Below are 20,470 nucleotides of genomic sequence, written 5' to 3' on the forward strand. Positions count from 1 at the left end.
CGATCCTGGCTGAGCCGCCCGTGGCGCTGGTCGACAAGAACGTCGACCGTCACAGGACCCGGACCGTCGCCGAGGGCTATCTCAATTTCCTCTACAGCCCGCTGGCCCAGGACCTGATCGGCAAGAACCACTATCGCCCGCGCAATGCGGCCGTGGCTGCCAAGTACGCCAGCAAGTTCAAGTCGATCCCGCTGGTGACGATCGACGACACCTTCGGTGGCTGGAAGAAGGCCCAGGCCACGCACTTCGCCGACGGCGGCCTCTTCGACAGGATCTACCAGCCAAAATAGGCCGAGCTCAAGATCCGTCCGCACCGGGAAGCGCGGGCGGGTCTTTCATGCGCGGCGGCGGCGAAAGCCCTCCTCCCCGATCGCGCCTGACGGCGGGAGTTTGACGACTCCCGCCGTTCCTTTTTGGATTGACCTATGCTTGGAACTCGACAGGATCGAGTACGTTGAGCGTCCACGGGGCGGTGGAGCTGATTGCAGGCATGGAAGACTATTCGGAATCGCGACGCGCCGGCGACCGCCTGGCCGCCGGACATGGCATCGACGACCCTTTCGCGGCGGCGATCCGCGCGACCCGGATGGCGATGATCGTCACCGACGCCTCCCAGGCCGACAATCCGATCATCTTCGCCAACGACGCCTTCCTCAAGCTGAGCGGTTACGAGCGCGAGGAGCTGATCGGCCGCAATTGCCGCCTGCTCCAGGGCCCCAAGACCGAACGGGCCGCCATCGAGACCCTGAGCCGCGCCGTCGCCGCCGGCGAGGACGCCAAGGTCGAACTGCTGAACTATCGCAAGGACGGCTCGACCTTCTGGAACGCCCTCTACATCTCGCCCGTACGCAACGACGCTGGCGAGATCGTCTACTTCTTCGGCTCGCAGCTGGACGTCACCGACAAGAAGGTCGCCGAGGCCAAGGTGCTCGAACACCGCGACGGCCTGGAGCAGGTCGTCGAAGACCGGACGCGCGAACTGACCGACGCCCTGGAGCAGAAGACCGCCCTGCTCCACGAGGTCGACCACCGCGTGAAGAACAACCTGCAGCTCATCTCCAGCCTGCTGCTGCTGCAAACGCGCCGGGTGCCCGATCCCGCGCTGAAGGCCTCGCTCAAGGGCATGCTGGGCCGCGTCAACGCCATCGCCACGGTGCACCGCCGCCTGTTCCAGAGCGAGGATGTCGAGCGGTTCGACGTCTCGGCCTTCATCCGCGACATGGTCGCCGACCTTATGGGCTCGGCGGGCCGTGACGACATCGAGATGCAGTTGGACCTGGAGCGCGTCGACATCCCCGCCGCCAAGGCCGCCCCGTTCGCCCTGGTGGTCAACGAACTGCTGACCAACGCGCTCAAGCACGGCTTCCCGGAAGGCCATGGCGGGCGAATCTTCGTCGGGGTCAGCCGCCTGAACGGCGATTTCCGGATCGAAATCGCCGACAACGGCGTTGGTATGGAGAAGCAGGCCACCGGCTTTGGTCTGACTATCGTTCAACTGCTCTGTCAGCAGCTGAAGGCCAAGTGCGAGACCACCAACGCGGAACCTGGGACCCGCGTGGTCGTTCTGCTGCCTGTGAATGGCGCGCACTGAATTGAAGGATAAGGCTTGTATGAGCGGTCGTGCGCTCGAAGTGCTGATCGTCGAAGATGAGATGCTGCTGGCCATCGAGCTGGAGCATTTGATCCAAGAGGTCGGCTGCCTCCCGCTCGGCTGCGCCATGAGCTCGGAAGAGGCGGTGGCGCTCGCCCAAAAACTGCACCCGGACCTGGCCCTCGTCGACGTCCACCTCAGCGACGGCCCGACCGGCGTCGACGTGGCGCGCAAGATCTCGCAGGATTGCGGCGGCGTGGCGCTGTTCATGACCGCCAACGTCAAGCGGCTGCCCGAGGACTTCGCCGGGGCCTGCGGGGTGATCGGCAAGCCCTATTCTGAGCACGGGGTGAAGACGGCGCTCTCCTATCTGGCCCACTGCCTGCGGGAGGGTAGAGCGCCCGGCCCCACGCCGGTCGGCCTGACCCTGGCGCCGTCCTATGCGACCCTGTGGGGCCTGGACCAGTCCTTGGACCAGACCGCCTAGATGGCCGTCACGCCCGTCGCCGCGACCGTCGGAACGATCGCGGCCCTGCTGTCGATCACCAGCTTCGCGCCGCAGATCCTCAAGATCTGGAAGGAAAAGGACGCCTCGGCCGTCTCGCTGCGGACCTATGTGGTCACCGTCACGGGCTTCGCCTGCTGGATCGCCTACGGGATCATGATCGGCGCCTGGCCGGTCATCGCCTCCAACATCGCCTGCCTGCTGATGTCCGGCGCGGTCCTGGTCATGAAGTGGCGGTTCGAGCGCCGCGGCTAGACGCAGCGTTTTTGATGACAGGGGGGGCGGGGTCCGCTATCGAGGCGCGCCTAATTTCCCTTCGAGGACAAGCCGCCTTGACCGACGTCGCCGCCGAGGAAGCCGGCTGGGCCACCGCCAAGACCCTGGCCGAGGCCCTGCCCTACATCCAGATCTACGACCGCGAGACGGTGGTGATCAAATACGGCGGCCACGCCATGGGCCAGGAAGAGGTGGCCAAGGTCTTCGCCGCCGACGCCGTGCTGCTGAAGCTCCTGGGCGTGCACCCGGTGGTCGTCCACGGCGGCGGTCCGCAGATCAGCCGCATGCTCGACAAGGCGGGCGTGAAATCGACCTTCGTCGACGGCCTGCGCGTCACCGACGAAGCCACGATGGAAGTCGCCGAGATGGTCCTGTCGGGCGCGATCAACAAGGAGATCGCCAACTGGATCACCCAGGCCGGCGCCGAGGCCGACGTGCGCGGCGTGGGCCTGTCGGGCAAGGACGCTCGGCTGATCACCGCCGAGAAGGTGACCCGCACCCGCAAGGATCCGGACAGCAATATCGAGCAGGTCGTCGACCTGGGCTTCGTGGGCGAGCCGACCAAGGTCGATCCGCACCTGATCCAGGCGCTGCTGACCTCCGAGACCGACTACATCCCGGTGATCGCCCCGATCGGCGTCTCCGAAGCGGGCGAGACCTTCAACATCAACGCCGATACGGTGGCCGGCGCGCTCGCGGGCGCCCTGAAGGCCAAGCGGATGCTGATGCTGACCGACATCAAGGGCGTGCTCGACGCCAATGGCGAACTGATCCGCCAGATGACCCTCGACGAGGCCCGCGCGCTGATCACCTCGGGCGTCGCCACCGGCGGCATGATCCCCAAGCTGGAGAACGCCATCCACGCCGTGGAATCGGGCGTCGAGGCCGTGGTCATTCTCGATGGCCGGCGTCCGCACGCCATGCTGGTCGAGCTGTTCAGCGAGCACGGCGCGGGCACGCTCATCTCGAAATGAGCGCCGACCTAACCCACGTCGACACCTGGCTCTTCGACCTCGACAACACCCTGTATCCGCTGGAAAGCGAGTTCATGGGGCTGATCGAGGCCAAGATGACCGACTTCGTCCAGCGCGAGACCGGTCTGCCCCGCGACGAGGCCCGGGCGCTGCAGCACAGCTACTTCACCGAGCACGGCACCACCCTGGCCGGGCTGATGATCAACCACGGCCTGGAGCCCAAGCGCTTCCTGGACGAGGTCCACGATGTCGAGCTGGACCGGCTGGCGCCGAACCCGGCCCTGCGCGCGGCCATCGCCCGCCTGCCGGGCCGCCGGTTGATCTTCACCAATGGTTCGCTAGGCCACGCCGAGCGGGTGCTGACGCACCTTGAGCTGCGCGACCTCTTCTCGGAAGTCTTCGCGATCGAGACGGCGGACTATGTGCCAAAGCCCGCCCTGGCGACCTTCGACAAGATCACCAAGCTGCACGCCATCGACCCGCCGATGACCGCCTTCTTCGAGGACAGCGAGAAGAACCTTGTCCCCGCCGCGCGCCTGGGCATGACCACGGTGCTGGTCGGCCCGCACGCCGCGGCCTCGACCTCGGAACACGTCCATTTCCGCACTCCCGACCTCGCCGAGTTCCTGAGCTCGGCCCGCCTGCAAGGAAGCCCGCAATGACCGCCGTGAGCCTTTCGGATCTTCAGACCGAGATCGAAGCCGCCTGGGAAGCCCGCGCCGACGTCTCGGCCGCCACCACCGGCCCGGTCCGCACGGCGGTGGACGAAGCCCTGCTTCTGCTCGACAGCGGCAAGGCCCGGGTTTCGGAAAAGATCGATGGCGAATGGGTCACCCACCAGTGGCTGAAGAAGGCCGTGCTGCTGTCGTTCCGCCTGAACCCCAACACCGTCATGCGCGCCGGGACCCTGGGCGGCGGCGTCGGTCCCTGGTGGGACAAGGTGCCGAACAAGTTCGACGGCTGGGACGCGCCTCAGTTCGAAGCCGGCGGCTTCCGCGCCGTGCCCGGCGCGATCGTCCGCCGCGGCGCCCACATCGGCAAGAACGTGATCCTGATGCCCTCGTTCGTGAACATCGGCGGCTATGTCGACGAAGGCACGATGGTCGACACCTGGGTCACGGTCGGCTCGTGCGCCCAGATCGGCAAGAACGTCCACCTGTCGGGCGGCGTCGGCATCGGCGGCGTCCTGGAGCCCCTGCAGGCCAACCCGACCATCATCGAGGACAACTGCTTCATCGGCGCCCGCTCGGAAGTCGTCGAGGGCGTGGTGGTCGGCGAAGGTAGCGTGCTGTCGATGGGCGTGTTCATCAGCGCCTCGACCAAGATCGTCGACCGCAAGACCGGCCAGGTCCACATCGGCAAGGTCCCGCCCTACAGCGTCGTCGTTCCCGGCAGCCTGCCCGACCCGAACGGCGGCCCCAGCCTCTACTGCGCGGTGATCGTCAAGACCGTGGACGCGCAGACGCGGTCGAAGACCAGCATCAACGACCTGCTGCGGGATTAAAGCCCTCCCCCTAGCGGGGGAGGTGTCGGCGAAGCCGACGGAGGGGGAAGAAACCGGATAGCCCGAACTTCCCCCTCCGGCCTTCGGCCTCCTCCCCCACGGGGGGAGGATTTTACTTCGTCGCCTCGTTCAGCTGCTTCTTGCTCTCCGCCGCGCCTTCCTTGGCGTCCTGCTTAAGGTCCTTGCCGGCTTCCTTGAGCTCCTGGCCGGCCTCGCCGGCGGCTTGCTTCAGTTCCGCGCCGGTTTCCTTAGCGCTTTGCTTGATCGCGGTCCCGGCTTCCTTGACGTCCGGATCATTGGCGATGTTGTGCGCCGCGTCCTTGACGTCGGCGGCGGCGGCCTTGGCGCCTTCCTTCACCTCGGTGGCGTGCTCCTGCGAGCAGGCGGCGAGCGAGAGGGCGGCGGCCCCGGCGGCTATCAGCATCAGCTTGGAACGCATGGGTTTGGCTCCTTCTTGGTCGGCTGGATAACGGAGCGCCAAGGCCCAGGTTCCGAGTCCGGCTTTCCCGAAGGCCCCGAGACGTCTAAACCCCCGCCATGCGCATCGCCTTCCTCGGCACTCCCGACTTCGCCGTCACCTGCCTGGCCGAACTCGTCGCTTCCGGCCACGAGATCGTCGCCGTCTACTCCCAGCCCCCCGCGCCGCGCGGGCGAGGCCAGGAACTGAAGCCCTCGCCCGTGCACGCCTTCGCCGAAGGCCTGGGCCTGCCGGTCCGCACGCCGGTCTCGATGAAAACTCCGGAAGAGATCGAGGCCTTCAAGGCGCTGGACCTCGACGCCGCCGTCGTCGTCGCCTTCGGTCAGATCCTGGTCAAGGACGTCCTGGAGGCCCCGCGCCACGGCTGCTTCAACCTGCACGCCAGCCTGCTGCCGCGCTGGCGCGGCGCCGCGCCGATCCAGCGGGCGATCATGGCCGGCGATCCGGTCACCGGCGTCCAGGTCATGCGGATGAGCGAGGGGCTCGACGAGGGGCCGATCCTGATGTCCGAGCAGGTCGCCATCGCCGCCGGCGACACCGCCGCCACCCTGCACGACAAGCTGGCCGCCACGGGCGCGCGTCTGCTGCCCGTCGCCCTGGCCGCGATCGAGCGTCAGGTCGTCCACGAGACGCCGCAGAGCGAGGACGGCGTCACCTACGCCAAGAAGATCAAGTCGGCCGAGGCCCGCATCGACTGGACCCGCCCGGCCGCCGAGGTCGACCGCCGCATCCGCGGCCTCTCGCCCTTCCCCGGCGCCTGGTTCGAGGCCCCGTCGGAGAAGGGCCCGGTGCGGGTGAAGGCCTTGCTGTCGCGCGTCGAGGCGGCTTCCGGCGCGGCCGGAACAGCGCTGGACGACGCCTTGCTGATCGCCTGCGGGGAAGGCTCCATCCGCCTGCTCAAAGCCCAGCGCGAGGGCAAGGGCGTGCAAGACGCCGAGAGCTTCACGCGCGGCTTCCCGGTTCCGGCGGGGACCGTCCTAGCTTAGGCTTTAAAGCCGAACTCGCGCCCGAGAATGGTCCAAAGCGCCTTTGCGCTATCTTCCGAAAGCTGAATTGTCTGGCTGACCTTGCCAGGTATTTCGCGACTCTCTGAACCGAGCGTATCGATCTGGAGAACCTTGCTCTGGCCATCGTGGCTGAAAACTTTGTAGTGGCCGACAACCTGTGTGCGTTGGAGTTGGCCGTTGGATTGGCTCTTGCGCTGAAAAGCAGTGATGAGTGCCATTTTTTCCTGCCCTAGGTGACCGTTCTTAGATGCCCCGCTACCGCCTCCTCGTCGAGTATGACGGCCGCCCCTATGCGGGGTTCCAGGCCCAGGCGACTCTGCCCAGCGTGCAGGGCGCGATCGAGGCGGCGGTGAAGGCCTTCTGCGGCGAGGACGTGCGCATCGCCGCCGCCGGCCGCACCGACACCGGCGTCCACGCCACCGGCCAGGTGGTCCATGTCGACCTTGAGAAGGACTGGCCGGCCCAGACGGTGTTCAACGCCCTCAACGCCCACCTGACCCGCGAGGCGGTCTCGATCCTGTCGGCCGAGGTCGCCGAGGAGGGCTGGCACGCGCGGTTCTCGGCCAATGAGCGACGCTATCTCTACCGGATCCTGAACCGCCGCGCGCCGCCCGCCCTGGACAAGGGCCGGGTCTGGCACATGAAGAAGGATCTCGACCACGAGGCCATGCACGCCGCCGCCCAGCATCTGATCGGCCTGCACGACTTCACGACGTTCCGCGACATGCACTGCCAGTCCAAGAGCCCTGTGAAGACCCTCGACGTCGCCCGCGTGCGCCGGGTCGGCGAGGAAATCCATCTCGACTTCGAGGCGCGCTCGTTCCTGCATCGACAGGTCCGCTCGATGACGGGGACGTTGGTCGAGGTCGGCGCGGGGCGTTGGACGGTCAATGACGTGAAGGCCGCGCTGGAGGCGAGGGACCGGCGCGAGTGCGGTCCGGTGGCGCCGGCGGATGGGCTGTATCTGGTGGGCGTTGGGTACGGAGAGACTCCCCCCACCTGACCTGCTTCGCAGGTCGTCCGCCCCCAAAGGCGGGCGGAAGGAGTCTCCTTCTTCCCCCTCCGGGGGAGGAGCGCCGTAGGCGCGGAGGGGGCGAGTGACCTGCCCTAAAGCACCGAGCAATTGGTGATCTGGCTGAACGCCTCTAGCGCCGCAGTCCCCACCACGCTGGTGCCGAAGCGATCCAGCTCCGGCGACCAGACCGCCACCGTCGCCGTGCCGGGGACCACGGCGACGACGCCGCCGCCGACGCCGCTCTTGGCCGGCAGGCCGACGCGGTAGGCGAAGTTGCCGACGCTGTCATAGATGCCGCAGGTCAGCAGCAGGGCGTTCAGCCGGCGGGTCAGGCGATCCGGGAAAATCGTCTCCTCGGCCACCGGCGAGAAGCCGCCCGCCGCCAGCGGCAGGAAGGCCCGCGCCAGCTGGCGGCAGGTCATGGTGAGGGCGCACTGGCGGCTATAGGCGGCGACCACCGCCTCGGGCTCGTGCTCGATCGTGCCCTGGCCGCGCATCAGGCTGGCGATGGCGCGGTTCTGCCAAGCGTGCGCCAGCTCGGAGGCCGCCACGGCGGGATCGATCTCCAGCCGCTCGCCGCACAGGAAGCCGGCGAAGTCGCGGACCAGGGCGGCCGGATCGCGAGTGACGTTCATCAGCACGTCCGTCACCGCCAGGGCGCCGGCGTTGATGAACGGATTGCGCGGCACGCCCCGTTCGGCCTCGAGCAGCGACAGGTGGTTGAACGGCGTGCCCGAGGGCTCCTTGCCGACGCGGGTCCAGATCTCGTCGCCGATCCGGTTCAGGGCCAGGCCCAGGGCCAGGACCTTGGTGATGCTCTGCAGCGAGAAGGCCTCGTCGGCGTCGCCAATCACGTGCTCGCCGCCGTCGACCGTGCGCACGGCCATGCCGAACTTGGTCCCCGGCACGCAGGCCAGCTGCGGGATGTAGTCTGCGGGCCTGCCCTTGCCGAAGTGCGGCTTCACCAGCACGGCGACCTCGGCCAATACGTCGGGGATCGAGAGCGCCTTCATCCTCTTCCCCGCCCGGCTCAGGCGAAGGCCGCGAAGTAGCGGTTGATCAGGGCCTGGTAGGCGCCGGCCAGCTGGCGGACCTCCTCGACCGGGACCCGCTCGTCGACTTGGTGCATGGTCGAGCCGACCAGGCCGAACTCGACGACCGGGCACAGCGCGCGGATGAAGCGGGCGTCGCTGGTGCCGCCGGTGGTCGACAGCTCCGGCGCGCGGCCCGTGGCCTCTCGAACGGCCTCGACGATCACGTCGGTGAAGGCGCCGGGCTCGGTCAGGAAGGCCTCGCCGCTGATCTTGCACAGCACCTCGACGCGGCCCGAGAAGCCCTCGGCCGCCTCGCGGCACTCGGCCTCGATCCAGGCGGCCAGGTCCCTGCCCTTATGGGCCGGGTTGAAGCGGATGTTTACCCGCGCCTTGGCCGAGGCCGGGATGACGTTGGTGGCGGTGTTGCCGACGTCGACCGTGGTCACTTCCAGGTTCGAGGGCTGGAAGCCGGTATAGCCCTCGTCCAGCACTCGGCTCTGCAGGCGCGAGAGGATGTCGACCATGACCGGGATCGGGTTGGCGGCGCGATGTGGATAGGCCACATGGCCCTGCTTGCCGTCCACGGCGATCCAGGCGTTGATGCTGCCGCGCCGGCCGATCTTGACCATGTCGCCCAGCACGTTGGCGCTCGTCGGCTCGCCGACGATGCAATGGTCGATGATCTCGCCCTCGGCGGCCAGGGCCTCGACGACCTTGACCGTGCCGTCCTCGGCCACGCCCTCCTCGTCGCCGGTGATCAGGAAGCTGATCGAACCGGGATGGTCAGGGACGTTCGCGACCGCGGCGACAAAGGCGGCGATGGCGGACTTCATGTCGACCGCGCCACGGCCGTACAGCACCCCGTCCTTGATCTCGGCCTCGAAGGGCCCCGCGGTCCAGGCCGCGTCGTCGCCGACCGGCACCACGTCGGTGTGGCCGGCGAAGCAGAGGTTCGGCCGCGCCGTCCCGCGCCGGGCGTAGAGGTTCTCGATCTCGCCGAACTTCATCCGGCGGCAGGCAAAGCCCAGGGCCTCCAGCTGGCGCTGCAGCGTGTCCATCGCGCCTTCGTCGGCCGGCGTCACGGACGGACGGCGGATCAGGGCCTGGGCGAGCTCCACAGGGTCGATGCTGACGGAAACGGGCGCGGGGCTGTTCATGGTCTTGCCTTTAGGCTTCCCTCCGTCGCGACGCAAACCCGGCAAGCCTCTTCCACGGACCGCCCATGCCCAAGATCGATCTCGCCTCGGCGCCCACCCGTATCGGCACGGCCTATCCGCCGCCGTTCAACGAACCTTGCCTGGGCCGTCATCGCACCAAGCTGGGCGACGCCCTCGGGCTCACCCAGTTCGGCGTCAACCTGCTGCGCCTGCCGCCGGGCCAGTGGTCCAGCCAGCGCCACTGGCACACGGCCGAGGACGAGTTCACCTTCGTGGTCGAGGGCGAGGTCGTTCTGGTCGAGGATGACGGCGAGACGGTGCTGCGGGCCGGCGACTGCGCAGGCTTCAAGGCCGGCGTCGCCAACGGTCACCACTTCCAGAACCGCTCCGACCGCGACGTGCTGCTGCTGGAGATCGGTTCGCGGCGTCCCGACGCGGACGGCTGCGACTATCCCGACATCGACCTCGTCCTGCGCGACGGCGAGGACATCTACCGCCACCGCGACGGGACGCCCTACGACACCGAGACCGGGCGCAAGCGCTAGCCGGCCGACGCGGCCTCGAACACCGCCCACTGGTCGGCGAACGCGCGCTGGAACGCCGGCCGCGCCTCGGCCCGGGCCACGTAGGCGGCGAGGTTCGGATAGTCGCTCAGCAGGGTCGCGCCCGCCGGGCGACGCAGCACCGTGGCCATCATCAGGTCGCCGGCGCTGAAGGCGCCGTCCAGCCAGTCGGCGTCGCCCAGCCGCGCGGAGAGATCCTCTAGACGCCGCCGCACCTCTTGCTCAAGGTCCGGCTGCCGGGCCTCGAACCAGGGCTTGTCGCGCTCCAGCAGGATCGAGCGCTCGCGTTCGACGATCGGCGGCTGGACGGTGCCGACGGCGGCGAACATCCAGGCGATCGCCCGGGCGCGGGCAGCGGGCTCGATGGGCAGCAGCCCCGGATGACGCTCGGCGATGTGGAGAACGATCGCGCCGGACTCGAACAGCACCAGCCCGTCCTCCTCATAGGTCGGGATCTGGCCGAACGGCTGCAGGGCCTTGTGGGCGGGCGCCTTCATCTCGGCGAAGGTCACCAGCCGCACGTCATAGGGCTGGCCGACCTCCTCCAGCGCCCAGCGGACCTGCATGTCGCGGGCGAGGCCCCGGCCGCGGTCCGGCGAGGCCTTGAAGGCGGTGAGGATCGGTTTCATCGCGCGTCTCCCGGGCTGGTGATAAGCCAAGGACGCGCCAGCGGCGAGAAGGCCGACAGGGCTTAGGCCGCGCGCCGGGCCTTCTTGACCTTGGCGATGGCGCGGTCGCGGCGCAGGCGCGAGAGGTGATCGATGAACAGGACGCCTTCCAGGTGGTCCATCTCGTGCTGGATGCAGACGGCGAACAGGCCCTCGGCCTCCTCGACGATCGTCTCGCCCTGGTAGTTCATGTAGCGCAGGGTCACCTTGGCCGGGCGCTCGACCTCGTCGAAATACTCCGGCACCGACAGGCAGCCTTCCTCGTAGACGAACATGTCTTCGGAGCTGGCCAGGATCTCGGGATTGACGAAGTAGCGCGGAGCCTTCTCCTCGCCCTCGCGAGAGAGATCCATGGTGATGACCCGCACCGGCTCGCCGATCTGCACGGCGGCCAGGCCGATGCCCGGGGCGTCGTACATGGTCTCCAGCATGTCATCCATCAGGGCGCGCAGCGCGTCGGTGACGGCCTCCACCGGGGTGGAAACCTTCTTCAGGACCGCCAGGTCGGCGGCGTTATCGACGGTGAGGATGCGACGGATAGCCATGATGATCGTCAGGTAGGCGTGTCATTTCCGAGCGTCAAGGTGGGAGATTGACCGACCTCGAGCTTGGTGACCGGGCGAACGGCCGTGTCGATGGCGTCCAATTCGTCCATCGGCTTGCCCCCATGCTCCACCTTGAGCTTCTCGAACTCGCGCGCCTTGGGCAGGACGCGGCTCTCGAGCGAGCCGACGAACGCGTTGTACTTGTCGACGGCCGCCGACAGCGAGCGTCCGACGCCGGCCACGTGCCCGCCCATGTCGGCGATGCGTTTGTAGAGCTCGCGGCCCAGGGCGGCGACTTCGACAGCGTTCTTGGCCTGGTCCTCGACGCGCCAGCCATAGGCGACCGCCTTGCACAGCGCGAATAGGGTCGACGGCGTGGTGATGATCACCCGCTTCTCCATCGCCTCGGTCATCAGTTCGGGCGCGCGCTCCAGGGCGGCCGCCAGGATGCCGTCGCCCGGCACGAACATCGTCACGAAGTCGGGGGACACGTCCAAAGCGTCCCAATAGGCCTTGGCGGAGAGCTGCTGAATGTGTGTCCGCAGGCTGGCGGCGTGGCGGACATAGGCCGCCTCGCGGGCGATCTCGTCGCCGGCGTCCTGCGCCTCGAGATAGGCGGTCAGCGAGCACTTGGCGTCGATCACGAACGCGGCGTTGCGGGGCATGCGCACGATCACGTCGGGGCGCAGACGTCCGGAGTCGAGCTGAACCTGCTCGGTGAAATCGACCCCGTGCTTGAGCCCGGCCATCTCCAGCACGTTGCGCAGCATCTGCTCGCCCCAGCGCCCCTGCACGCCGGCCCCGCGGCGCAGGGCGGCCGACAGCTTGCGGGCCTCGGCCTGGGTGGCGGTCGAGGCTTCCAGCAGGGCGGTGATCTGGGCCTTGAGGCCGCCGGTTTCCTCGGCGCGGGCTTTCTCGACGGCGGTGACCTGGGCCTCGAACTTGGCGAGCGTGTCGGCGACCGGCTTCAGCTGGGCCTCCAGCCGCGCCTCGGCCAGGCGCTCACGGCTCTTGGCGTTCTCGTCGGCGCGCTTGATCAGCTGCTCGGCGATGGCGTTGGCGCTCTGGGCGGCCTGGGCCTTGATCAGCTCGATCTGGGTGGCGCTCTGGTCTTCCAGCAGCCGATGGCGTTCCTCGGCCTGGGCCAGGCGTTCGTTCAGCAGCCAGCTCTCGGCCTCGGCCTTCGCGGCGCGCCGCTGGGCGGTCACGGCCCAAAGCCCCAGCGCGAGGGCGGCCAGGGCGAAGACGAGGGCGAGGATCGGATAAGGATCGGCGAAGTTCATGCTCCGTTCCTACCGGGAGTCGGCGGCGGCATAAAGGCCGCCGCCGCTCTGGGCTTGGAGCATTTTCGATCCGATAACCGCTTCACGCTTATCGGAAAATGCTCGTGCTCAGTCGTCGCCGTCGGCGAGGTCGGCGATCATGCCGCTGATCGGCTCGCCGCCGAAGCCGGTGACGTTGTGGCCGCGATCGACCACGCCGACCTTGGCGGGGTGCGGGGCTTCGGTTTCGGCCTCGGGAGCCTTGTCTTCGGGCGTGCTCATGAAATCAGTCCCTCCACTGTCGCAACGGCGGTCCGTGCGATGCGGCGGAGCTTGGCCCGAGAAAGCGGGGCTGTCAGCCGGATTCCCGACGTTCGCCGGCGAATTCGTCAGGCGGGTCGCCGGGCGCGCAGGGCCTGGGCGATGGTGCCGTCGTCCAGCCAGTCGAGGTCGCCGCCAACGGGAACGCCGCGCGCCAGCATCGTGACTGGCACGTTGGTCTGGGCCAGGCGATCGGCGATGTAGTGAGCGGTCGTCTGGCCGTCGACCGTGGCCGGCAAGGCCAGGATCACCTCGGCCACCTCGCCGCCCCCGACGCGCGCGACCAACTCGCCGATGCGCAGGGACTCAGGGCCCACGCCGTCCAGGGCCGACAGCAGGCCGCCCAGCACATGGTAGCGCCCCTTGAACGACCCGCCGCGCTCCATGGCCCACACCGAGCCGACCTCCTCGACCACGCAAAGCAGACGACCATCACGGGTGGCGTCGGCGCAAACGGCGCAAGGGTCGGTGACGTCCAGCGAGCCGCAGACCGAGCAGGTGCGGACCTTGGCCTGCGCCTCGGCCATAGCCAGGGCCAGCGGCGCCAGCAGCGTGTCGCGCTTCTTCAGCAGCGCCAGCGCCGCCCGCCGGCCCGAGCGCGGTCCCAACCCCGGCAGCTTGGACAGCAGGGCGATCAGGCGCTCGATCTCGGGTCCGGCGGAAGCGGCCAAGCTTTTAGAACTTCATCCCGGGCAGGCCGCCCATCAGCCCGGCCATCGGACCGGCGGCTTCCTGCATCAGCTGGGCCTGCTTGGCGTCGAGCTTCTTCTTGGCGTCGGCGTGGGCGGCGACGATCAGGTCGGCGATCACCTCGCCCTCGCCGGGCTCGATCAGGCTTTCGTCCAGGGTCACCTTGGCCAGTTCGCCCGTGCCCTTCAGCACCACGGTCACCATGCCGCCGCCCGAGGTCCCTTCGACGGTGCTCTCGGCCAGGCGCGCCTGGGCGTCCTGGAGCTTCTGTTGCATGGCCTGGGCCTGCTTCATCAGGCCGCCGAGGTCTTTCATGGTCTTGGTCTCCAATTTCGAATTCCCCTCCCCTCGATGGGGAGGGGTAGGGGTGGGGTGATGCGGCGGTGGAGCCGGGCTCCGTCCCAAAACGCTGTCACCCCCATCCCCGCCCTTCCCCCATCAAAGGGGGAAGGGAGATTCTGCGACTATCCCTCTTCCTCGTCCGGCTCCAGGGGCGCCGCCTCGGGGGTGAGGACCTTGCGGATCTCGACGATCTCGGCGCCGGGGAAGGCCGACAGCACCGAGGCCACGAACGGGTCCTTCTTGATGGCCTCCAGCGCCTCGCGCTCCTCGCGCTTCTGGCGCTCCATCATGCTCTCGGCGCCGCCGCCGCCCTCGGCGGCGACCAGCCAGGGCTGGCCGGTGTGTTCCTTCAGGAAGCGGACGAGACGACCGGCCAGGTTCCCAGGCGCGCCCGGGGCGGCCTCGAAGGTGATGGCGCCGGGCCGGAAGTTGATCGGGCGGACATACTGCTCGACGTCCAGCCGCAGACCGATGTCGCGCTTGGCGGCGATCAGGGCCATGACGTCGTCGAACGAGGCCAGCACCGGCATGGCCTGGGCGCCCGGCGCGGCCATGGTCATCGGGGCGTGGGCCGAAGCCGTGCCACCGGACGAACCGCCGCCGCCCACGGAAACCCCGCCGCCGGGACCGCCGCCGCCCATAGGCGCGCCATCGCGCAGGGCCTTCAGCGCTTCCTCCGGGCCCGGCAGGTCGGCGGCGTAGCAAAGGCGGATCAGGGCCATCTCGGCCGCGGCCATGGCGTCGGGCGCGCGGCGCACCTCCTCATGAGCCTTCAGCAGCATCTGCCACAGGCGCGACAATGTGCCGGCCGAGGTGTGGGCGCCGATGGCGGCCAGGCGCGCGGCCTGCTCCTTGGGCATGGAGAGGGCGTCGGGCCCCAGCGCCTTGGACACCGCCGAGGCGTGGCAGTGGTCGAGGACGTCCAGCATCACCACCGCCGGATCGGCGCCGAAACCCCACAGGGCGCGGAAGCCTTCCAGCGCCTCCTTGGTCTTGCCCGCCATCACGTGCTCGTAGAGCGCGATGGTCTGGCCGCGGTCGGCCAGGCCCAGCATGTCGCGAACCACCGTGGCGGTGACGGTCGCGCCGCGCTCGGTCTGGACGATGGCCTGGTCCAGCAGCGAGAGGCCATCGCGCACCGAGCCTTCGGCCGCGCGGGCGATCAGGGCCAGGGCGTCGGTCTCGATCCGCGCGCCTTCCTTGGCCGAGATGCGGTCGAAGTGCTTGACCAGAACGTCCGGCTCGACCCGGCGCAGGTCGAAGCGCTGGCAGCGCGACAGGATCGTCACCGGCACCTTGCGGATCTCGGTGGTGGCGAAGATGAACTTGGCGTGCGGCGGCGGCTCTTCCAGCGTCTTCAGCAGCGCGTTGAACGCCGCTGTCGACAGCATGTGCACTTCGTCGATGATGTAGACCTTGTAGCGCGCCTCGACCGGGGCGTAGCGCACCCCGTCCAGCAGCTCGCGCATCTCGTCGACCTTGGTGCGCGAGGCGGCGTCCAGCTCCAGCACGTCCATGTGCCGGCCCTCGATGATGGCGCGGCAGTGGTAGCCCTCGGTGGTCAGGTCGACCGACGGGCCCTTGACCGTGTCGGTCTCGTAGTTGAGCGCGCGGGCCAAGAGGCGGGCGGTCGTGGTCTTGCCGACGCCGCGGACGCCGGTGAGCATGAAGGCGTGGGCGATGCGGCCGGTTGAAAAGGCGTTGGCCAGCGTCCTGACCATGGCCTCTTGGCCGATCAGGTCCTCGAAGGTGCGCGGGCGGTACTTCCGAGCCAGCACGGTGTAGGCGTCGCCGCTCTCGGCGGGCGGATCCTGCACGACAGGGCGCGCCTCTTCGACCGCCGGCGCGGCCGGGGCCTCGCCGAAGATGTCGGCGGTGTTCTCGTCGCGTTCAGCGGGCGCTTCGTCCCACGGCGGCGCGGAATCGGTCGAGAGGTCGTCGTGGTCGGCCATGGCCCTCAGTGTAGTGGGGCGAAGGGCGCAGCAAAAGCCTCGCGCCCGTCGCGACGCGCATCTGCTGACAGATTTGTCCGCCGTCTAAGGAAAGATGTAGGGGAAGGTGGAGACCGGACAGCGACCCGAAGGGGATCTCGTTGTGGCTGCTGCCTTCCGGCCCTGACCAGGTTGGCGAGGACTCCGTCCGCGCCGATCTCCGAGGCCTATATCGCGACTCCTCGCGAAGGATGCAAGGCTGACGATTCTCAAAGGCCGCGCTAGAGAGACTTCATGGCCCTCTCGATCATCACCAACACCTTCGCCGGCAACCCCCTGAACCGCGACAGCGAGCGGCGGGGCGACGAGGCCTTTCTCGCCGAGAAGCTGGCGGATCCGGACTCGCTGGCCGTGGCGCTGTGGAACGGCAAGCCGCTGGTCGAGGACATCCTGGACGCCGAAGGCAAGCCGAAAGGCGTGCAGATCGCCTATCTCCGCGCCGACATGGCCCAGGACCTGGCCGGGGGGAACGAGAAGCTGCTCTATATGGGCCTCTGGAAGGACATCGCGGTTTTTGCGGTGGACATCGAGGGCGCCGCCGATCCTGCCGAGGGGCCGCTGCAGGGCCTGGGTCGCTTCGAGGAGCTGCGCGGGGCGGCCGCCACCATGCCGCCCGCCGACGCTGGCATCCTGGCCACGGCCAAGTCGATGTTCGAGTGGCGTCGCCGTCATCGCTGGTGCAGCGCCTGCGGCCAGAAGACCGAGGTCGCCGACGGCGGCTGGAAGCGCGTCTGCGCCGCCTGCGGCGCCGAGCACTTCCCGCGCACCGACCCGGTGGCCATCATGCTGGCCGTCCATGACGACAAGTGCCTGCTCGGCCGCCAGGCCGCCTGGCCGCCCGGGATGTTCTCGGCCCTGGCCGGCTTCATCGAGCCTGGCGAGACCATCGAGGAGGCCTGCGCTCGCGAGCTTTTCGAAGAGGCGGGCCTGAAGGCCACGGCCGTCCGCTACCATTCCAGCCAGCCCTGGCCTTGGCCGTCCTCGCTGATGATCGGCATGATCGCCGACGTCGACAGCAACGAGGCCGCGCCGGACCAGACCGAGCTCGAGGAAGTCCGCTGGTTCACCAAGGAAGAGGCGATCCGCCTGATGAAGGGCGAGTTTGAAGGCGGCCTTTTCGCCCCGCCGGCCCTGGCGATCGCCCATCAGCTGATCAAGGCCTGGGCGAAGGGTTAGGTCAGCGTATTCTGCTCCCCTTTGAGGGAGCTGTCGCGGAGCGACTGAGGGGGCTAGTGCGGCGTATGCCGAGCCGCCCCCTCCGGCCCTCTGGGCCACCTTCCCCAGAGGGGGAGGAGATTACCCCAGGCTCGCCTCACCGGAACGGCGGCTCGTCGAACGCCCGCAGCTTGCGCGAATGCAGGTTCGGGCCCTCCGCATACAGCAGCTTGCAGGCCATGATGCCGATCTGCAGGTGCTGGCTGATCGCCCGCTCATAGAAGGCGTTGGCCTGGCCGGGCAGCTTGATCTCGCCGTGCAGCGGCTTGTCAGACACGCACAGCAGCGTCCCGTACGGCACCCGGAAGCGGTAGCCCTGGGCCGAGATGGTCGCGCTCTCCATGTCGATCGCCACGGCCCGGCTCTGGTTGAAGCGCAGGGCCGAGAGGCTGTGGCGCAGTTCCCAGTTGCGGTCGTCGGTGGTGACGACGGTGCCGGTGCGCAGGCGCTTCTTCAGCTGGTCGCCGCTGTCGCCGCTGATCGCCTTGGCCGCGTCGTAAAGGGCGCGCTGCACCTCGGCGATCGACGGGACCGGGATCTCCGGCGGCAGCACGGCGTCCAGCACATGGTCGTCGCGCAGATAGGCGTGGGCCAGGACGTAGTCGCCGATGGTCTGGGTGTCGCGCAGCCCGCCGCAGTGGCCGATCATCAGCCAGGCCTGCGGACGCAGCACCGCCAGGTGGTCGCAGATCGTCTTGGCGTTCGAAGGACCGACTCCGATATTGACCAGGGTCACGCCCGACCCGCCGGGGGCCATCAGGTGGTAGGCCGGCATCTGGTGCTTGCGCCAGGTCGACTCCGCGACCGCCAGCTCCGGATTGACCGTGTTGGCGGTGATGGTCAGGCCGCCCGAGCACGACAGGGCCGTGTAGGGGCTGTCCGGGGCCTTCAGCTGCTCGATGCCCCAGCGCACGAACTCGTCGACATAGCGGTGATAGTTCGTGAACAGGATGAACTGCTGCACGTCCTCGGCCGGCGCGCCGGTGTAATGCTTCAGGCGGGCCAGCGAGAAGTCGGTGCGCAGACCGTCGAACAGCGACAGCGGCCGGGTCTCCTCCAGCGCCGGGCTCCAGACGCCGTCGGCGATCTCGTCGCCGATGAAGGCCAGGTCCGTGGTCGGGAAGAAGCGAGCGATGTCCTCGCTGCGGACGTCGGCCTGGTTCAGGTCGATGGTGGCGTCCAGCACGTAGGGATAGGGGATCTCCTGGCGGGAGCGGTCGACCTCGATCTCGACGTCGAAGTCGTCCATCAAGAGGGTCAGCTGCTCGACCAGATAGTCCTTGAACTGGGCCGGCTTGGTCACCGTGGTCGCATAGACGCCCGGACGGCTGACGCGGGCGTAGGAGCGGGCCAGCTTGGGCGGCAGCGCCTCGGGATCATAGGTCAGCCGTAGCTCGGGATAGGCGAAGCTGCCGTCGAACCGCGTCTGCGGGTCGGGCCGGGTTCCATTTTCGAGATAGGCGCGGAGGGCGTCGCGGAGAGCGCCGACGGCGCGTTCGTATTCGTCATTGAGCCGTTCGACGACGGCGATTGCTTTTTCTTGGTTTGACATGACGCCTTATAGCGGCGTTCCGCGACATTGGCGAGACACCCGCGCCCGCTCCGGGGAATGATTTATTACTTAGCCCAGGATTCAGGCGCCTCGGAGCCTTCCACTGCTGAGGACATGAGCCCGTTTATGCCGCTCGACGCGAGACAAGCCTCGCCTCGCAAGCGCAAGAGCATGGACGAACCCGCGCGGGTCGGCCACAAGGGCGGAATTGCTCGGGAGGGGCGCGGATGGCGGCGAGGGCGTTCTCGCGCGTCGGTCCCTTCGCAAACAGACATACCGTCGACGCCCGCCGAGGACTTGGTGGGGGCGCCAGGGGGACCGAATGAACAAACGCTTCGCCTTACTGATCGTGGCGGCCATGGTGCTCGGCGTCGCCACGGGCTGGGTCATCAACCAGACGATGGACCCGACCCAGGCCAAGGCCGCCGCCAACAGCCTGTCGCTGATCACCGACATCTTCCTGCGCCTGATCAAGATGATCATCGCGCCGCTGGTCCTGACCACCCTGGTCGCCGGCATCGCCCACATGGAGGACGCCGCCGCCGTTGGCCGGATCGGCGCCAAGACCATGGCCTGGTTCATCAGCGCCTCGGCCGTGTCCCTGCTGCTGGGCCTCTTGATGGTCCACCTGCTGGACCCGGGCGCCAACCTGAACCTGGCGCACATGGACATCGAGGGCGCCAAGACCACGGCGACCACCGACGCCTTCACCCTGAAGGGCTTCATCACCCACCTGGTGCCGACATCGATCTTCGACGCCATGGCCAAGAACGAGATCCTGCAGATCGTCGTCTTCGCCCTGTTCGTCGGCACCGCCGTCGCCTCGCTGGACAACAAGGCCCCGCAGATCCTGGAACTGGCCGAGCAGGCCGCCCAGGTGATGCTGAAGGTCACGGGCTTCGTCATGAAGCTGGCCCCGCTGGCCATCTTCGCGGCCCTAGCCTCGACGATCGCCACCCAGGGCGTCTCGATGCTAGCCGTCTACGGCAAGTTCGTGCTGGGCTTCTACGCCACCATGGGGGTGCTCTGGGGCCTGTTGTTCCTGGCCGGGCTCCTGGTGCTGGGCAAGCGCGTCCTGCCGCTGTTCGGCGTGATCCGCGACCCTGCCCTCTTGGCCTTCTCGACCGCCAGCTCGGAAGCGGCCTATCCGCGCATCCTCGACAGCCTGCCCAAGGTGGGCGTGCGCCGCCGCATCGTCTCGTTCGTCCTGCCGCTGGGCTACTCGTTCAACCTTGACGGCTCGATGCTGTACTGCACCTTCGCCACCATGTTCATCATGCAGGCGCACGGCGTGCACCTGACGGTCCAGCAGCAGATCTTCATGCTGCTGCTCCTGATGGTGACCTCGAAGGGCATCGCCGGCGTGCCGCGCGCCTCGCTGGTCGTGATCATGGCCACCCTCACCTATTTCGGCCTGCCGGAAGCCTGGATCGCCCTCGTCCTGGGCGTCGACCACCTGCTGGACATGGGCCGCAGCGCCACCAACGTCGTCGGCAACAGCGTCGCCGCAGCGGTGGTCGCCAAGTGGGAGGGCGAGCTGGACGAGATCGACCCGGAGGCAGAAGGGGCGACGATCTAAACCCCTCTTTTGAGCCCGCTTTGAACGGCCCGCCCCGAGCCCGGGGCGGGCCGTTTTCATGTCCAGTAGATACTGTACAGTAAAAACTTGACACGGCCCGCCCGAGGTCCAATCTCAAGCGTGAGGGACTATGAGGACGACGTCATGAGCAAGATCGCTCACATCACGCGCGCGGCCCTGGTCGGGCTCGCGCTTTGCGCG

At 68.3% G+C, this 20,470-nt stretch carries 23 protein-coding genes, 1 other RNA gene and 2 pseudogenes; 12 read left to right on the forward strand and 14 right to left on the reverse strand.

What is annotated here, in order from left to right; all coding sequences use genetic code 11:
- The 7 genes and pseudogenes from DI526_RS19280 to dapD form a co-directional block, all read left to right on the forward strand.
- A pseudogene (locus DI526_RS19280) lies at positions 1-290 on the forward strand (sulfate transporter subunit); the annotation flags it as partial.
- 200 nt (positions 291-490) lie between these two features.
- On the forward strand, positions 491-1,591 hold the full coding sequence (locus DI526_RS19285; RefSeq protein WP_304281333.1) for a histidine kinase dimerization/phosphoacceptor domain -containing protein: 1,101 nt from the start codon (positions 491-493) through the stop codon (positions 1,589-1,591).
- Positions 1,592-1,610: 19 nt separating this feature from the next.
- Positions 1,611-2,078, forward strand: coding sequence for a response regulator (locus tag DI526_RS19290; RefSeq protein WP_304281335.1), 468 nt, complete (start codon positions 1,611-1,613; stop codon positions 2,076-2,078).
- On the forward strand, positions 2,079-2,351 hold the full coding sequence (locus tag DI526_RS19295) for a SemiSWEET family sugar transporter (RefSeq protein WP_304281337.1): 273 nt from the start codon (positions 2,079-2,081) through the stop codon (positions 2,349-2,351).
- 77 nt (positions 2,352-2,428) lie between these two features.
- Positions 2,429-3,346 carry an acetylglutamate kinase gene (gene argB, locus DI526_RS19300; RefSeq protein WP_304281338.1) on the forward strand — a complete coding sequence of 306 codons (918 nt, stop codon included), beginning with the start codon at positions 2,429-2,431 and terminating at the stop codon, positions 3,344-3,346.
- Positions 3,343-4,008, forward strand: coding sequence for a pyrimidine 5'-nucleotidase (locus DI526_RS19305; RefSeq protein WP_304281340.1), 666 nt, complete (start codon positions 3,343-3,345; stop codon positions 4,006-4,008). The genes argB and DI526_RS19305 overlap by 4 nt, the downstream gene beginning before the upstream one ends.
- Positions 4,005-4,850, forward strand: coding sequence for a 2,3,4,5-tetrahydropyridine-2,6-dicarboxylate N-succinyltransferase (dapD, locus tag DI526_RS19310; RefSeq protein WP_304281342.1), 846 nt, complete (start codon positions 4,005-4,007; stop codon positions 4,848-4,850). The genes DI526_RS19305 and dapD overlap by 4 nt, the downstream gene beginning before the upstream one ends.
- 3 nt (positions 4,851-4,853) lie before the next feature.
- Here dapD and DI526_RS19315 read toward each other — a convergent pair.
- Positions 4,854-4,962 (reverse strand): annotated as a pseudogene (locus DI526_RS19315) (hypothetical protein); the annotation flags it as partial.
- Entirely contained in the window at positions 4,963-5,289 is a 327-nt protein-coding gene (locus tag DI526_RS19320) for a cell surface protein (RefSeq protein ID WP_304281344.1), read from the reverse strand.
- A gap of 98 nt (positions 5,290-5,387) precedes the next feature.
- Here DI526_RS19320 and fmt point away from each other — a divergent pair, with 98 nt between their 5' ends.
- Positions 5,388-6,314 (forward strand): methionyl-tRNA formyltransferase, encoded by a 927-nt coding sequence (fmt, locus tag DI526_RS19325; RefSeq protein ID WP_304281346.1) that lies wholly within the window; start codon positions 5,388-5,390, stop codon positions 6,312-6,314.
- On the opposite strand, the gene DI526_RS19330 is transcribed toward fmt, so the two are convergent.
- Positions 6,311-6,553 carry a hypothetical protein gene (locus DI526_RS19330; RefSeq protein WP_304281348.1) on the reverse strand — a complete coding sequence of 81 codons (243 nt, stop codon included), beginning with the start codon at positions 6,551-6,553 and terminating at the stop codon, positions 6,311-6,313. The two genes, fmt and DI526_RS19330, sit on opposite strands and share 4 nt — an antisense overlap.
- 29 nt (positions 6,554-6,582) lie before the next feature.
- Here DI526_RS19330 and truA point away from each other — a divergent pair, with 29 nt between their 5' ends.
- Complete coding sequence (gene truA / locus DI526_RS19335; RefSeq protein ID WP_304281350.1) at positions 6,583-7,338, forward strand: tRNA pseudouridine(38-40) synthase TruA; 756 nt, start codon at positions 6,583-6,585, stop codon at positions 7,336-7,338.
- A gap of 104 nt (positions 7,339-7,442) precedes the next feature.
- Here the strand turns inward: truA and DI526_RS19340 are convergent, their stop codons facing one another.
- Positions 7,443-8,363: a glutaminase gene (locus tag DI526_RS19340; protein WP_304281351.1), complete on the reverse strand. Its 921-nt coding sequence runs from the start codon at positions 8,361-8,363 to the stop codon at positions 7,443-7,445.
- Positions 8,364-8,380: 17 nt separating this feature from the next.
- Positions 8,381-9,541, reverse strand: a complete 1,161-nt coding sequence (gene dapE, locus DI526_RS19345; RefSeq protein WP_304281353.1) for a succinyl-diaminopimelate desuccinylase — start codon at positions 9,539-9,541, stop codon at positions 8,381-8,383.
- 65 nt (positions 9,542-9,606) lie between these two features.
- On the opposite strand from dapE, the gene DI526_RS19350 reads away from it, so the two are divergent.
- The gene (locus DI526_RS19350; protein ID WP_304281355.1) at positions 9,607-10,086 is read left to right on the forward strand and encodes a cupin domain-containing protein; all 480 of its coding nucleotides are present in this window, start codon (positions 9,607-9,609) and stop codon (positions 10,084-10,086) included.
- On the opposite strand, the gene DI526_RS19355 is transcribed toward DI526_RS19350, so the two are convergent.
- The 8 genes from DI526_RS19355 to ffs form a co-directional block, all read right to left on the reverse strand.
- A complete protein-coding gene (locus tag DI526_RS19355) occupies positions 10,083-10,733 on the reverse strand; it encodes a glutathione S-transferase family protein (protein ID WP_304281357.1) in 651 nt (216 codons plus the stop codon). The two genes, DI526_RS19350 and DI526_RS19355, sit on opposite strands and share 4 nt — an antisense overlap.
- Positions 10,734-10,795: 62 nt before the next feature.
- Entirely contained in the window at positions 10,796-11,317 is a 522-nt protein-coding gene (def, locus tag DI526_RS19360) for a peptide deformylase (protein ID WP_304281359.1), read from the reverse strand.
- An 8-nt stretch (positions 11,318-11,325) separates the two neighbouring features.
- Complete coding sequence (gene rmuC / locus DI526_RS19365; protein ID WP_304281361.1) at positions 11,326-12,600, reverse strand: DNA recombination protein RmuC; 1,275 nt, start codon at positions 12,598-12,600, stop codon at positions 11,326-11,328.
- Positions 12,601-12,708: 108 nt separating this feature from the next.
- Complete coding sequence (locus tag DI526_RS19370; RefSeq protein ID WP_099537020.1) at positions 12,709-12,861, reverse strand: hypothetical protein; 153 nt, start codon at positions 12,859-12,861, stop codon at positions 12,709-12,711.
- Between the two features lie 107 nt (positions 12,862-12,968).
- Positions 12,969-13,571, reverse strand: coding sequence for a recombination mediator RecR (gene recR, locus DI526_RS19375; protein ID WP_304281363.1), 603 nt, complete (start codon positions 13,569-13,571; stop codon positions 12,969-12,971).
- Between the two features lie 4 nt (positions 13,572-13,575).
- Positions 13,576-13,905, reverse strand: a complete 330-nt coding sequence (locus DI526_RS19380) for a YbaB/EbfC family nucleoid-associated protein (RefSeq protein WP_304281365.1) — start codon at positions 13,903-13,905, stop codon at positions 13,576-13,578.
- 149 nt (positions 13,906-14,054) lie between these two features.
- Positions 14,055-15,884 (reverse strand): DNA polymerase III subunit gamma/tau, encoded by a 1,830-nt coding sequence (locus DI526_RS19385; RefSeq protein ID WP_304281366.1) that lies wholly within the window; start codon positions 15,882-15,884, stop codon positions 14,055-14,057.
- A 104-nt stretch (positions 15,885-15,988) separates the two neighbouring features.
- An RNA gene (gene ffs, locus DI526_RS19390) (signal recognition particle sRNA small type) lies at positions 15,989-16,086 on the reverse strand.
- 71 nt (positions 16,087-16,157) lie between these two features.
- On the opposite strand from ffs, the gene nudC reads away from it, so the two are divergent.
- On the forward strand, positions 16,158-17,099 hold the full coding sequence (gene nudC / locus DI526_RS19395) for an NAD(+) diphosphatase (RefSeq protein WP_304281368.1): 942 nt from the start codon (positions 16,158-16,160) through the stop codon (positions 17,097-17,099).
- A gap of 136 nt (positions 17,100-17,235) precedes the next feature.
- On the opposite strand, the gene DI526_RS19400 is transcribed toward nudC, so the two are convergent.
- Complete coding sequence (locus tag DI526_RS19400; protein ID WP_304281369.1) at positions 17,236-18,690, reverse strand: AMP nucleosidase; 1,455 nt, start codon at positions 18,688-18,690, stop codon at positions 17,236-17,238.
- 322 nt (positions 18,691-19,012) lie between these two features.
- Between DI526_RS19400 and DI526_RS19405 the strand changes: the two genes are divergently transcribed.
- Positions 19,013-20,269, forward strand: a complete 1,257-nt coding sequence (locus tag DI526_RS19405; RefSeq protein ID WP_304281371.1) for a dicarboxylate/amino acid:cation symporter — start codon at positions 19,013-19,015, stop codon at positions 20,267-20,269.
- Positions 20,270-20,470: the final 201 nt, after the last annotated feature.

The organism is Caulobacter segnis (assembly GCF_003243465.1).
Lineage (GTDB): Bacteria > Pseudomonadota > Alphaproteobacteria > Caulobacterales > Caulobacteraceae > Caulobacter > Caulobacter segnis_A.